Source organism: Rhizobium sp. BK176, from assembly GCF_024808055.1.
The window spans coordinates 1010735-1023616 of the sequence record NZ_JANUBV010000001.1; the positions used below are offsets into that span (position 1 = coordinate 1010735).

Genomic DNA, 12882 nt, shown 5'->3' on the forward strand with positions numbered 1-12882 from the left:
GCGTCAAAGGAATGTCCTGGGACACCCCTATCTCTAGTTTCCGGCAGGAGTTCTACCTGCATGCCCCTCCTGGCGGGAAGGTACTTTCGGCTCTTCCGTTAGCGCGCGTTCGGGGCCGGAATACCTTTTAAGCTACGGAAAATTCCTGGTGGAGCATGCGGGGAATCGAACCCCGTTCAATCGCCGCTAACCTATGTCCTCCGCCCGCATTGCCCTTTCTGTAAGGCGATTCCAGCGCGGGCGTGCAGCCCCGGAAGTCTTGAATTTTGGTGGAATCGGAGAGATTTGAACTCTCGGCCTCCTGCATGCGAAGCAGGCGCTCTCCCAACTGAGCTACAACCCCATTCCCTAACCCTTGCGGGCCGTATTCGTGGTGCTTCGGGACGGGCTTGAACCGCCGACTTCCTCGATGTGAACGAGGCACTCTACCACTGAGTTACCGAAGCATCCGCACTCTCGGTGCGGCGAGTGCCGTGAAAGGCCCTCGTATATATAAGGACGACAAGGTCCGAATTTCTCTCCCGCCGCGACGTTCGTCCGCGGGCTTTCAGCACACCCTAAGGCGCTGAAGTATCGTGCAATATGGCTCTCCAGGCCGGATTCGAACCGGCGACCACCCGATTAACAGTCGGACGCTCTACCGCTGAGCTACCAGAGAACAGCGTCTTCCATTAGGAAGACTTCTGCGAAAATCTCCACCCGCCGCGACCGTATTCGTCCGCGGGTATTCGCAAACCAATCCAGGACCGCGAAGTTGCCGGCACTGCCGTGCCGAAAGTTGGCTGGATAGCCTGGATTCGAACCAGGGACCTTCTGATTAACAATCAGCCGCTCTACCGAACTGAGCTACAACCCATCAACAAGTGTTTGCGTTTGATTTGGTGGAGGTGAGCGGGATCGAACCGCTGACCTATTGCTTGCAAAGCAATTGCTCTCCCAGCTGAGCTACACCCCCAACCACGCATAAACACGTTCTCACGATGTCAAAAAACCGTACCTCCCGAGAGAGGGCCGAGGAAGTCGTTTCCGTCTTCCATGTTTCGAAGTTAGCACCCCGAAATTCCTGCGTCAACACCTAAATTCAAAAAAAGACAATTATTTCAATGACTTAGATGCTAGGCAATAGGTTGCCGACCACCCGTTTCCGGGTGCCCGTATTTCTCCGTCGATGTGGTCCCTGCGCCGACCGTTGTCGGCATGGCGTTACCGTCGTCGTCCATTTTTCGATCCGTCCTGAAGGCAAAACAAAAAGGCCCCCTTCGTCGCCGAAGGGGGCCTTGATGATTTACCGAGTCCAGGAAGCTTATTTTCCCTTCATCCCACCATCCCCTTCGACGACAAGGCACATGCCATTAACGCCCCCGGCCACATTCGCTGCGGCGGCGGTGTTAATGGTTGCGATCTTGGCGACGAAACGGGCCATGTGAAAGTTTAGACTCCAATCTGTGTTCCTCCCAGATATATGCCGGCTCGTCCCCAAGTGTCAACCGTCTGCTTTTGAAGACGCCGATTTAAATCCGGAATGGGATCGATCAAGTTCCGTGATGCCCCCGCGATCTAGGCCGCTTGTGGCCGCGGGCGCTTAGGCGCGATCCGGATCGACCCAATTTTGACCCGCGGTCTCGTTTCCGCCGGCCGCCTTTCTCCCGAATACTCGATATATCCAATTTGAGCTCGCTTTATCATGAGTGGTGGGGACCTCTCTTCTTTTCCGCGCAAGATGATGGATATCCTTGCGCGTCTGGAATACCGTCGTGTCGAATGCACCGAGGACCTCGAGGAGGTCGCGCGCCTTAGGTACCGCGCCTTCAAGGCCAACAACATCGTCTCGGCGACCTCCCCCGAAATGCTCGACGACTCCGATGTCGATTTCCACGCCCACGTGTTCTCCCTCTACTTCGACGGCGATCTCATCAGTACGGTCCGCCTTCACCACGTGACGCAGGAACACCCGAAAACACAGTCGTCTGAAGATTTCGGCCCGGAAATCACCGCGATGCTTGATCGCGGCCTCTCACTGATCGATCCTGCGCGCTTCGCGGCCGATCCAGACATCGCTGGCGTTTATAGCTGGCTTCCCTACATGACACTTCGCCCTGCGATCGCCGCTGCCGTCTACTTCGAAGCCGATCGCGTCCTTCAGCATGTGCAAACGCAACACGCCGCCTTCTACCGTCGCGTATTTAGCGCCGAGTCCATCGTCGACTGCCGTCACGCACCGATCTACGGCTGCGACCTCACCCTTCTGGCAACAGACGTTCGCCTTACGGGCGCGAAACTCGTCACGCGCTTTCCTTTTTTCAAAACGACGGGAAGCGAGCGCAAAGTCATGTTCTCGAAGGGCGCGGGCTCGGAACGCTACAGCACGGTGGTGCCGACGGCGCGTTTCATTCGAGGAGACGATCTGGCCTATACGATGCCGCCTCGAAAGGCGAACGACATCGTCCCCGAAAAGGTCGAGCAGGCTTGAACGGACCCAAAGCCTTCGGACGACTCTAGCTGTCACACAAGCTTCATGCTTGTTTCGCGAGCGGCCGGCAGAGATGATGCCATTATCCAACTCGGCATCCTTGTCATGAAGCCCAATCTTCTCGTCCTTGTCGGCTTCCTCGCCGTAGTTTCCGTCTCCGATGTCTCGTTCGCGGAAACCGTAGCGCCAAACTGCGCTAAAACCAGGACCTTCAAGGTTCCGGTGGCCGCCCAGCGCTGCGCTATCGTTTCGAAGGAAGTCACGACGGGTCGGATCGTCTGTACGCCGGTCCGCAAGAACGACTTCGTCAGCCGCTCCTGCCAGCCGGAAACCACGAAAGTCGATGTCACGGAATGCCAGACGGTTTTCGTGGACACGCCGAAGGTCTTGCCAGGCTGCATCTGAGGCGTCGGGGGATCAGTCGCTTTGTCTGATCGTTCCGGTGCGGAACACGGTCCCCGTCTCCTTCAGACGGTCGCCGAGGCCGACCGCCATTGCCGCCATATTGCGGACGTTGACCAGTGCGGCGTTTTCGTCGCCGATGTAGAGCCTGGAAGACTTGTGGCCATCGGCGATCAGGGCGATCTCCAGCAGGACCTCCTCCAGTCTTTCGATCCGGACGTCTTTCGCCCTACCCTTCCGTCTCTCTTTTGAGCTGCGCCGGATCACGCCGCTTTCCGTTCCACGGATTTCTGGAGAACGTTCAGGACGATGCTCTTCACGAAATCGTCCGTGTTGTCGCGCTTGAATTTGGCCTGGATGTCTTCCATGAGGATCGAGCCATCCTGTGTCTGGCCCATTTCCATAGAGGAGTCCGCCTGCAGGAGGCTGACGAAGGCGCTGTCGACCTTGTCGTCTCCAGACACTTCCTTGGGGATTTCGCCGGGTGAAATGCTGTCGATGAGCTTGCCCGTCAAATCGAACACCGACTTCTCGTGCGGAATCACGACCTTCTTGAGGCGGCCTTCGGCGGTCAGAACGGTAATGGCCGGAACGTGCTCGATGGCATCGACCGCCTGCCTGACGATGTTTCCAGGGTTGAACCAGGTTGTGCCGCCAACGGGGCGCAGTTCCTTGGCGATGTGCATGTGGCCGTTGATCGCCAGACGGCATCCCTTGATCGCGTGCAGCTCCTGAGCGCCCGGATACGAGCCTTCGAAAGCGAGGTCGTGATGGGTAAGCCAGATGATGGTGTCGGCCTTGGGGAAGTAATGCTTGGCGTCGGTCGGAATTTCCTGCCCATACGGCGTCGCGCCGACGGCGACGGTCTTGCCGCCGATCACGAAGGTGTCCAGAGCGCCCGAATAGACGGCGACACGGATAACGCCCGCTTCCTCGAGATACTTGAGGGAGTCTCCGTCGGTCAGGATTTGGTTCGTGATGTCGTGGTTGCCGACATTGGTGATCGGCTGCGTCCAGCACGTCTTGAGCAGACGCAGAAGACGGGTCTCGATCGCCTTGCTCGGCTCGGCCGGCTTGTCGTACATGTCGCCGAGGAACACCGGAACGAGACGGTTCTCGTTGCAGTGGTCGATGACGAACTTGAGCTTGCCGAGGATCGTCTCCGGGTAGTCGTCGTCCGTACGTCGGCCGAAGCGGTATCCCGGCTTGAGCGAGCAGACATGCGGGTCGCCGATGAAGGCGAGGCCTTCGCATTCGCGCATCGTCATTTCGAGCGGAGCGACATCAGACATGGGCGGCCTCGTGGTGATGGGTGTGGACATGAGCGCCGTGGACGAACACCGAAGCGTCGTCGACATGGCTGCCGCAGGTCGGGCAGGCATGGCCGAGTTCTTCGGCCAGTTCCTTCGCCAGCTCCAGCATTTCGGCCTCGATGCGATCGGCCTCGGCCTTGGCGGCTGCCTTGCGGCGCTTGCTTTCAGCGATCATCCCGGCGACCCGTTCGATATCGGCGAGCAATTTCTCGGCCTGACTGCCGTCTTCCAGCTCGGGAAGATCGCGTGGCAGCGAAGACAGGACCGCCAGCTTGGCCCTGATGGCCTCGTTGAGGATGATCGTGTCCTTGATCGCCTTGCCGACACGGATCAGCTCGTCGCTCGGCGTCAGCACCGGTAGCTCGCGCGGCATGGCCTCGAGGACGTCGCGGCGCTTGCGGTTCTGGACGAGATCGTTCGAGGTGCGGTCGAAACGATCGACGATGGATGCCAGTTCGGAGGAGCGACGGACATCGCGTTCAAGCTTGATGAGTTCTTCCTGACCCGGAAGCCGCGAGAGAATGGAGGACACCTCCCGCAGGCGCACGTTGGCAGCGGAAATCCGACCGATGCTGTCGACCAGGCCCTCCGCCTTCGACGTCTCCGCGCGCAGGCGCTCGATCTCGGCGACGAGTGCCTTGAGGCCGTCGAGCGACGGCTCCGCCGCCAGCACCTTCTCGAGCTGGACCTCCCGCTGCATGATACGCCCCATCTCCGCTTCGCCGGCCTTGACGGTGGCGTTGTCCTCTTCGCACATCTTCTTGTAGGTCGCGACCATTTCACGGATGTGGCCTGACTCCTGGCCGATGGACAGGACGTTGGCGCGAACCGCACCCGTCTTGTTCAGCAGGAAGATCGGTTCCTTCTGCTTGATGATGTGCGGATCGAGTCCGGCGATCGGACCGATGCCGATATCCTTGAGCACCCAATCAGGGACCGCGCCCTTGGTCTTGGGGGTGGTGTCGTAGTCATCCGAGAAGGTTGCCCGGTTCGGCGCAAGCAGACGCCACGTCGGGTTTTTCTTGAGATGGCGGGTCCACTGAAGGATATAGCCTTCGCGAAGACCGATCTCGACCGAGCAGGACGTCTCGCCGCGGCGGATCAGCGTGTCTCTCGACTCCCCGTAGAATACCGCGCGCAAGGCACGCACGAAGCAGCTCTTGCCGATATTGTTGTCGCCGATCAGCGCATTGACGCCGGGGTGAAGACGAAGTGTCTCGTCGATATACCCCTGGAAATTCATCAGACGGATATAACGGAAGCCCTCTTCTTCGTCGGTCCACTTGTGGGCCTTCGGGTTGTTCTCGATACGCACGCCTTCGACGGCTTCCGGATGGCCGGATACGCTGGCGACCGAAATTCCTTCGGCGAACTTGTTCATGTTGTGGTGCGAGATCGCGAAGCACTGCATGCCGAGCTTGCGTCCGGCGTCCTTGATGACGGAATAGAAACTGGGAACGCGGTCGTCCTTGATCCAGCAGTCGCCCTCGTCGAGTACGATGAAGCGCCGCATGCGCGAGCAGACGATGGCCAGCAGACGCAGGCCGAGAACCACGACGTTGGTCTTGGCACCGCCCTCGTCTTCGAAGATGTCTTCGCTGAGATCGGCCGAAATACGGGAGACGATGTCGAGCGAAGGCAGGCCACGCTCGATCTCCAGTTCGAGGCCGATAGGCTTGGCGGTCTCGATGACCTCATAGACCAGCGCCGAGAGCAGCTTCTCGAGATCGGCGACGCGCTTGCGGTAGATGTCGGCCTGCAAGTCTTCGATAAACTGCTCGACGTCTTTCTTTTTATCCAGACGACCCTTGGCGTAGCCGACGGAAGATTCCAGTTCCGCCTTGCGGGACGCGAGAGCGTTGAACTCGCCGCGCGCCAGCGCCACGCGACGGATCGCGTCGTCGAGTTCCCTGCGCATACGCTGTTCTGCCGAGACGTCCATGACGTTACGCCCGGGCATCGAGGGCCGCGAGAGCGTCCGTGACCGACTGGAGGCCTTCCGCGAAACGGTCGACGATCTCGGTGTTCGTGGCGTAGTTCTGCTTGATGATGTCGCGCACCTTGTCGAGGTCGCGGGTGCCCCAGCCGGTTTCCAGCTGCGCCAGCAGTTCCTCGAGGTCGCGTTCGCCGCGCTCGAGTTCGGCGTCGAGGCGGATCATCTTGTTCAGTTCGGCGGCGTGCTTGGGCTTGAGGCGGTCGATGATCGCGAGGTTTTCGGAATCTTTGCGAACGGCGGTGGGGTTGCTCATGTCAGCCGGAACCTTTCATTAACGTGGGAACACACATAGAATGCGGAGTCTTCATTGTCAACACAAGGCCGCTGATGTCTTCAATTATACCTTGGTGACGTGGTACTGAAAAGGGATCGGGGCCTTTCGGCCCCGATTTCATTACTTCTTCTTTTTCGGCATCCCGTTATTGCCAAGCCCCTGAGCGGCGGTCGGTTTGACGGGCGGCTTAGGAGAACTTCCTCGTCCTCCTTGACCACCTCCCTGCTGCTGGCCACCTCCCATGATGGGCATCTTGTGCAGTGCCTGCGTGGAAGCGATAAGGGCTGCCACGTTCTGGTGGGTTTCCGCCGAGTCTCCATAACCTGCTGTCGAGCTGATGCCCATCCAGTGGCCGACACGGTCGGCGATTGAGGGGATCAGTCCAGTGATGCGGAGGGTCATTGTCCACTGCATCCAGCAGAACATGACCATGCTTGCCAGCCACTGCCAAAGCCAGACGAGGCCCAAACCGTTCTTGACAACCCCCATAGTCGTACCCGCTTCAAGATGTTCCCCAGTCGACATATAGAAGGCACCAGACCAAACGAGGTTGAGGGTGTTCAGTAGAGCTGGAAGCAACAGGAGCATCCCGCAGAATGCCAGCATTCCCAGAGCCGGGCGAAGTAGCAAGTTGAATAGCAGCCCAGCGCCTGGAGATTGCTTCTGGTCGAAGAATTCCGTCCCATCCATACGAATGAACACAAACGCCCAAAGCACGGCGGCAATAGAACCCTCAAGGAACATGATGAGCCACTGCACGCCCATGGTGAAGACCATGATCATTGGTAGAAGCGGTAGAACAAACGAGTGCATCAACCCTACGATGATCATGATCATGATGAACCAAGAGAACCACCTGGAGATACTGTCTGCGATCGACGAGGCTGCCCCTCCGCCGAAAAGGCCAGCAAGACTGTTCCCGAACCCGTCCGCGACCGCTTTGGCACCCCACATCAGAAGCAATGCGTAACTCGCTGCGGTTAGAACGTTGTTTCCAAACATGATCATGTCCCCGATTGGGTCGGCCGATGCCTTGCCAGTGAACATGTTGTCGATATTCTTCGGCATCAAAGAAGACACTGCTGAATTGATCAAATTTGACGTGTCATCTGCTCCGCCAGCGTCAGCGTCCTTTGTGTCGACCGCCTTCGATGCGGTAATGAGCGACTGTGCGAATTCCAGCTTCTTTTTGGTCGCCGGATCAACAGCAGGGGATGTCGATGCCATTTGATCATTCGCGAGTCCCGAAACGGTACCCGAAATAGCTGACAGCGAACGTTCCATTGCACCAGCAGCCATAAAGCCGCTGTATTTGACTTGCTCGACCAAGTTGGATCGCTTGTCTTTCGTGAGGTCCAAGAAGATTTGGGTGGCGGCTTGGCTTATTTTTTTATCCCATGCGTCTGAGGCCTCATTAAGTTTGACTTGGATCGCCGGGGGAACGGTGGCCTTCGAGCGCAGATCAGCGATCACAGCGTCATCACCCGCTTTGATCGAGTCGCCGTTTTCGTTGATGAACTTTCCGGTTCCGGCATAGTCCATGAATCCTTCTGCCCGAATGGTCTGCCTTAGCTCTTCAGTCGCCTCCGCGCGGGCCTTGTTGAATTCCGCGATAGCTTCTCTAGCCGACCCGGTCGAAAAGATACCGTCGTTTGCGCCAGGTTCGTACGCTTCAAGGCTGAGCCTGCCGCACGATCCGTAATCCCAAATCTGTCCATTCTTGGTCATTGAATCCCAGACCCAGGAGCTCGCGGGCTTTTCTGGACTCGCGGCATTGTAGTGGTACCAAGTAAACATTCCTGATGGCATGGCACCGATCACGCCTGCACATACTTCCTTTTCGAAGAACTTCTGAGCATAGTCCCGACCTGACAACGAACTCACCTTCGAGTTCGTCGATGAAACGCCGTCCTTTAAGGCGGTCCCCAGATAGGCCCCGATAAGATTGTTGGCGAGGTTAATCGCCGCGACGCCAACGCCATCACGCAGTATATAATGTACTGAACTGAACCCGTCGCCGACTGGAATGAGCAGACCGAACCCGAAGACCACTCTTAGCGGTGCCCAAATCTGGTGCCAGCGTTCACCCAAAACCTTTCCTGAGTAAGCTGAATGGACGATGCCTGCCACCGTATGGTAGGCCATGAACAAACCGCCGAAGAAGGCGAGCGATGCCGTCAGAACAGCGAATGCGTTGGCATAAGGCGTATTTACATCTGCCGCACCAACGATGTTCGTGCATTTGCCATTAGTGCCGAAGAGCGTCTGAATCCAGCCCCATGCAATGTCATGGCAATCAGGTAGCGCTAGCAGGTCTATCATTTTTAACGACTCCGGGATACTTTGCTTAAAGTATGTTTTGCGGCTTTGAGAGACGCAAACGGTATCTTGAATTAAAATGTTGACATCGATCATTTCGTGTCTTAAATACGCTGGTAGGAACGACAAAGGAAGGACTTCGCCGATGGCACAGACTCAGAACCTCATACGTGGCTTCATAGCCCTCATAGTGCTCATAGCCTTCGGCGCGCTCATAGTAACGAACCCGATCGTTACCAGCGTTGCAGGCGGTGTGTTATGGTCTCGTGACTACAACAGCTCCATGAAGGCTGCCTACTACGAGCGCAACTTCCAGCGGGTGTGCCCGGAATATAAGGCGGCTTCCACGTGGGATCGCTGGTTCGACCAGAACCTCAGCTACATAGGCTGGTGTGACGGCTACATAGATCGTCTTTAAGACGGCCAAAATTTAAAAGGCGGCTTCACAGCCGCCTTTTTTGCTATTGTGTAACCTTTGGTATCCAGTCGAAGGAGGCTAAGAAAACGTTGGGAGATTCAAGCCTTTGATGCCTGAACATCCAGTTGGTGAACGCGGCTTTGAACGTGAACGCCGCGCCCACCGGGATCGGCGCGATATGAAGGACGAGCGTGGTTATCGCCATGCGATCTTTTAGAAGCAGGTCCAACGCGAGCCAAGACGCTGCAGCTACGGTAAGGGCGGCATAGAAGTACGCTGACCTCCGGGTATTGATAAGAGCCCTGCCAATGCCGCTTTCCTTGACCCCATGGAGCTGCATCGCGGCCCGGAACCTCAGCTTGCCGTCATAGTTCTGCGTTTCCACCTCCGGCAGGGCATCAAGCTTATCGTCCTTAGTGAGCAGCTTGAACATGAGTCCGAGACGGCCGAACGACTGAGCGACACCCGTGATGACGTTGCCGGCGATACCACCGATCGAGGACAAGCCGGTCAGATAGCCGATTTTGCTCTCTTTCCAGTCGGAAGCGCCCAGCAGGTCCTCAGTAACGATGGCTTTGAATTCGTTCTTTTCTTCTTCAGCCTTGCGCTTTTTCGATTTCCACAATCCGAGCATAGCAAATCCCTTACATACTAAGACAATGGTGTCCCGAATTCCCGTCTTAATCAAGACGTCGTGGACTTTCCTGATGTTGAGGCGAGAAGAAAATGGCGATTGCGACGGGGATCAAACCCGCGGCCTTCCGATCGACAGTCGGACGCTCTAATCACTGAGCTACGCAACCACTCGCCCGGTCTCCCGGGAAACTGATGGTACACCCAACGGGAATCGAACCCGTCTCCCCAGAGTGAAAGTCTGGTATCCTCACCGATAGACGATGGGTGCATATGAAGTCTTCGTTTATGGCGGCGATGACGGGGCTCGAACCCGCGACCTCCGGCGTGACAGGCCGGCGCTCTAACCAACTGAGCTACATCACCATCCGAACCTCACCGTGTCACCGACAAGGGCATGCAGCGCTTCCATTTGGCGGTCCCGACAGGCTTCGAACCTGCGACCTACCGGTGAACTACCGGTCGCTCTCCCGCTGAGCTACGGGAACCGTAATGGCACCAGTAAGGGGAATCGAACCCCTCTTTCCGCGCTGAGAACGCAGCGTCCTAACCGATAGACGATACTGGCATGCGCACGATCAGGAAGGCCGCCCTGGCCAGGTATCAAACTGCGGGTTCCGAAGAACCGTGGAAGCTCTCGGCCTCCCTGATCGTGATTTCATTTATGCCACACCCAATTTCCGGCGTCAACGACAAAAATACAAATTATGTAATTATTTCAATGGCTTAAGTTGATGAATACGAGTTGTCGTTCACGCACTCCCGGCGTGTTCGCAAATGCTGGCAATGTGGGTCCTCGGCGTCGTGTTCGTCGCCGTCGTCGCTTTCGTCGCAATCGTCTTCGTCAGGCATTCCGTTCTCCGTTCTGGTCTGGGGGTTAATCGAAAAAGAAAAGGGGCCGCTCGATGAGCGACCCCTTTTGGATGGACTTCCGTCCTAGACAAAGAGTGGCCGCCCTCAGGAGCGGCCACCGCATGCGCGGTCACCGCCTGGTGGTATCGTCCTCCAGACGTTCTTCGCGTGCGGTCATGTTGAACAATGCGCGCATTGTCGGTTCCTTGCCTTTTCTTCAGGTCTTTAGATACCGGAGGCGCGCGCGTAAGTCAAACTCGCTTGCCAGTTGCCCCAACGAATGCAAAGGTTTGAGGATATGAGGACGCTGTCCACCGGAGCCAAGATGAAGATCGACGTACCCTGCCGCCACACCGCCGAACTCGGCCGGCTCTTTGCCGATATTGGCCAACCCGTTCGCTTTGTCGGCGGGTGCGTGCGCGACACCCTCAAAAACAACGCCGTCAAGGATATCGACCTCGCCTCCCCCGCCCGTCCTGAAGTCGTTCTCGAGGCCGCCGAGGCCGCCGGCTATCGCGTCATTCCCACCGGTCTTCAGCACGGAACCGTCACGGTGGTCATCGACGGCGAGGGTTACGAGATCACCACCCTGCGCGCCGACGTGGAAACGGACGGCCGCCACGCCACGGTAGCCTTCGTGAACGACTTCGAGACCGACGCCGCCCGCCGCGACTTCACGTTCAACGCGATGTCCGCCGATCTCGACGGGACCGTCCACGACTATTTTGGCGGCGTGGACGACTTGGCCGCCGGCCGCACGATGTTTGTTGGCAACATGGATGACCGGATCACCGAGGACTACCTCCGCATTCTCCGGTTCTATCGGTTCCGCGCCCGCTACGGTGGCTCGGAGCCGAGGGGCTACTCCGAGGGCGTCTGGAAGCACGGCGACGGGCTCACCCGCATCTCCGGCGAGCGCATCTGGAGCGAGCTGTCTCGGATCATCACGGTTCCGACCTATGCATGGCCGACAGTCAGGGAGCTGGACTACAGTGGCATTTTGCGCTCATGCGGGCTTGCCATCGATGGCGGCGACCCCCGCGTGTCGATCGCCCTTATGGTGAACAGGTTCGCGGCCAACCGTCCTGCCGCGATCCTCGGCATGCTCGCTCGTGACGCCGAAGCGCTTGAGGCAGTGTCCGAACGATGGAGGCTGTCCACAGCCGAGAGGGCACTCTCCCAAATCGTCCTCGACATCCGCCGGACGGAGGCTTCCGAACGGGACAGTCTCGACACGGAGATGTATGAACCGCATTTCTGGATCGACAGAGCGGTCGAAGGCGAACCCATCGAAGATATCAGAACCGCTCTGTATCTCCTGGGACACGAGTTTCTGGCAGAGCGCCTCCCATCAGTCCCTCCGGTGTTTCCAGTCAAGGGGCAGGACCTGTTGGATCGCGGCATGAAGCCAGGCAAGCAGGTCGGTTTGAAGCTTCGAGAGCTCAAGGACGCATGGAAGGCGTCGCGTTACACGCTTGATGCAGACGAGCTACTCGCCGATCCGACACCAGCGCCGATCGCGGGAGGACCACGTCCGTGAAATTCGATTTTTCCATGATCAAGGGAATGCCGAACGGACGGGACGCCAGCCGCTTCCAGCCTCCGCCCATGCCTGTCGAGAGGCCACGTTTCGTCATTCCGGAAAACAGCTACCCGGTGAAGCTCGACGAACGCATCCCGCTACTGGACTTCATTCAGTGGTGCGTTCCCAACGATCCGACGACCGACCTCGGTGCTATCGGCAGGCTTTATGCGAGCCTCGAAGGCGACGACGTTAACGCGCCGGCGCAAAGACAAGTGCTCAAGTAGATTGGAGGTCAAGGAATTGGCAAACGAAAAGCAGGTCGAAGCTTTCATGGAGCTGGCCGAGGAATACGCCCGCCATCTCGTCGCAGTCGATTTTTGGTCAGGCCGCGTCAAGAGCGCGTCTCTGATCGAGGCTGCCGAGGACGTGAAGGCAAAGCTTAGACGGTCTATCTCCTCCCTAGCTGGGGACGGCGATTTGTTGGAGCAGCAGCTCGCGCCGGACATCAAGGTCCAGGATTTCGTGAACGCCTTTCACGACGTTTTCGAAGGCGCGTCATTCAGTGATGTCGAGGAACTCTGCGGTCGTACCGAAGCTGAGATCGACTACATCCTCGATGTCCGCGACAAGACCGAGCATCTGCACGCGTAGTCAGCCATTTTCACGGTCGCTCCGTTGAC

General features: G+C 57.9%; 14 protein-coding genes and 10 tRNA genes. 7 read left to right on the top strand and 17 right to left on the bottom strand.

What is annotated here, in order from left to right:
* Nucleotides 1-267: 267 nt before the first annotated feature.
* The 5 genes from FHT76_RS05540 to FHT76_RS05560 all read right to left on the bottom strand — a co-directional run bounded on the left by FHT76_RS05540 (nt 268) and on the right by FHT76_RS05560 (nt 955).
* Nucleotides 268-343: transfer RNA gene (locus FHT76_RS05540), tRNA-Ala, on the bottom strand.
* A 28-nt stretch (nt 344-371) separates the two neighbouring features.
* A tRNA-Val gene (locus FHT76_RS05545) sits at nt 372-446 on the bottom strand.
* A gap of 137 nt (nt 447-583) precedes the next feature.
* Nucleotides 584-658 (bottom strand) — tRNA-Asn (locus tag FHT76_RS05550).
* Between the two features lie 121 nt (nt 659-779).
* A tRNA-Asn gene (locus tag FHT76_RS05555) sits at nt 780-856 on the bottom strand.
* 23 nt (nt 857-879) lie between these two features.
* Nucleotides 880-955 (bottom strand) — tRNA-Ala (locus FHT76_RS05560).
* Nucleotides 956-1684: 729 nt separating this feature from the next.
* On the opposite strand from FHT76_RS05560, the gene FHT76_RS05565 reads away from it, so the two are divergent.
* Together FHT76_RS05565 and FHT76_RS05570 are read left to right on the top strand one after the other, a co-directional pair.
* Nucleotides 1685-2470: an N-acyl amino acid synthase FeeM domain-containing protein gene (locus FHT76_RS05565; protein ID WP_259184768.1), complete on the top strand. Its 786-nt coding sequence runs from the start codon at nt 1685-1687 to the stop codon at nt 2468-2470.
* A 105-nt stretch (nt 2471-2575) separates the two neighbouring features.
* Nucleotides 2576-2875, top strand: coding sequence for a hypothetical protein (locus tag FHT76_RS05570; protein ID WP_259184770.1), 300 nt, complete (start codon nt 2576-2578; stop codon nt 2873-2875).
* A 12-nt stretch (nt 2876-2887) separates the two neighbouring features.
* Here FHT76_RS05570 and FHT76_RS05575 read toward each other — a convergent pair whose 3' ends face one another.
* The 5 genes from FHT76_RS05575 to FHT76_RS05595 form a co-directional block, all read right to left on the bottom strand.
* A complete protein-coding gene (locus FHT76_RS05575; protein ID WP_259184771.1) occupies nt 2888-3139 on the bottom strand; it encodes a hypothetical protein in 252 nt (83 codons plus the stop codon).
* Nucleotides 3136-4164, bottom strand: a complete 1029-nt coding sequence (locus FHT76_RS05580) for a metallophosphoesterase (protein WP_259184772.1) — start codon at nt 4162-4164, stop codon at nt 3136-3138. Before FHT76_RS05580 ends, FHT76_RS05575 begins: the two co-directional genes overlap by 4 nt.
* On the bottom strand, nt 4157-6127 hold the full coding sequence (locus tag FHT76_RS05585) for an AAA family ATPase (RefSeq protein WP_259184773.1): 1971 nt from the start codon (nt 6125-6127) through the stop codon (nt 4157-4159). The genes FHT76_RS05580 and FHT76_RS05585 overlap by 8 nt, the downstream gene beginning before the upstream one ends.
* Before the next feature lie 4 nt (nt 6128-6131).
* Nucleotides 6132-6434, bottom strand: a complete 303-nt coding sequence (locus FHT76_RS05590) for a hypothetical protein (protein ID WP_259184774.1) — start codon at nt 6432-6434, stop codon at nt 6132-6134.
* A 141-nt stretch (nt 6435-6575) separates the two neighbouring features.
* Nucleotides 6576-8870: a DotA/TraY family protein gene (locus FHT76_RS05595; protein ID WP_259184775.1), complete on the bottom strand. Its 2295-nt coding sequence runs from the start codon at nt 8868-8870 to the stop codon at nt 6576-6578.
* A 49-nt stretch (nt 8871-8919) separates the two neighbouring features.
* Between FHT76_RS05595 and FHT76_RS05600 the strand changes: the two genes are divergently transcribed.
* Entirely contained in the window at nt 8920-9192 is a 273-nt protein-coding gene (locus tag FHT76_RS05600) for a hypothetical protein (protein ID WP_259184776.1), read from the top strand.
* Nucleotides 9193-9235: 43 nt separating this feature from the next.
* On the opposite strand, the gene FHT76_RS05605 is transcribed toward FHT76_RS05600, so the two are convergent.
* From FHT76_RS05605 to FHT76_RS05630, 6 genes are all read right to left on the bottom strand, one after another.
* Nucleotides 9236-9826, bottom strand: a complete 591-nt coding sequence (locus FHT76_RS05605) for a hypothetical protein (protein WP_259184777.1) — start codon at nt 9824-9826, stop codon at nt 9236-9238.
* Between the two features lie 93 nt (nt 9827-9919).
* A tRNA-Asp gene (locus FHT76_RS05610) sits at nt 9920-9995 on the bottom strand.
* Nucleotides 9996-10021: 26 nt separating this feature from the next.
* A tRNA-Glu gene (locus FHT76_RS05615) sits at nt 10022-10096 on the bottom strand.
* A gap of 18 nt (nt 10097-10114) precedes the next feature.
* A tRNA-Asp gene (locus tag FHT76_RS05620) sits at nt 10115-10191 on the bottom strand.
* Nucleotides 10192-10238: 47 nt separating this feature from the next.
* Nucleotides 10239-10313, bottom strand: a tRNA-Asn gene (locus tag FHT76_RS05625).
* Between the two features lie 5 nt (nt 10314-10318).
* Nucleotides 10319-10393: transfer RNA gene (locus tag FHT76_RS05630), tRNA-Glu, on the bottom strand.
* Here FHT76_RS05630 and FHT76_RS05635 point away from each other — a divergent pair.
* Entirely contained in the window at nt 10394-10555 is a 162-nt protein-coding gene (locus FHT76_RS05635) for a hypothetical protein (protein ID WP_259184778.1), read from the top strand. It abuts the tRNA gene before it with no gap.
* Here the strand turns inward: FHT76_RS05635 and FHT76_RS05640 are convergent.
* Nucleotides 10552-10677: a hypothetical protein gene (locus tag FHT76_RS05640; RefSeq protein WP_259184780.1), complete on the bottom strand. Its 126-nt coding sequence runs from the start codon at nt 10675-10677 to the stop codon at nt 10552-10554. The genes FHT76_RS05635 and FHT76_RS05640 overlap by 4 nt on opposite strands.
* 325 nt (nt 10678-11002) lie before the next feature.
* Here FHT76_RS05640 and FHT76_RS05645 point away from each other — a divergent pair, with 325 nt between their 5' ends.
* The 3 genes from FHT76_RS05645 to FHT76_RS05655 are packed head-to-tail and all read left to right on the top strand — an operon-like array spanning nt 11003 to nt 12853.
* Complete coding sequence (locus FHT76_RS05645; RefSeq protein WP_259184782.1) at nt 11003-12217, top strand: CCA tRNA nucleotidyltransferase; 1215 nt, start codon at nt 11003-11005, stop codon at nt 12215-12217.
* Nucleotides 12214-12486 (top strand): hypothetical protein, encoded by a 273-nt coding sequence (locus tag FHT76_RS05650; RefSeq protein ID WP_259184783.1) that lies wholly within the window; start codon nt 12214-12216, stop codon nt 12484-12486. The genes FHT76_RS05645 and FHT76_RS05650 overlap by 4 nt, the downstream gene beginning before the upstream one ends.
* A 16-nt stretch (nt 12487-12502) precedes the next feature.
* A complete protein-coding gene (locus tag FHT76_RS05655; protein WP_259184785.1) occupies nt 12503-12853 on the top strand; it encodes a hypothetical protein in 351 nt (116 codons plus the stop codon).
* Nucleotides 12854-12882 lie beyond the last annotated feature (29 nt).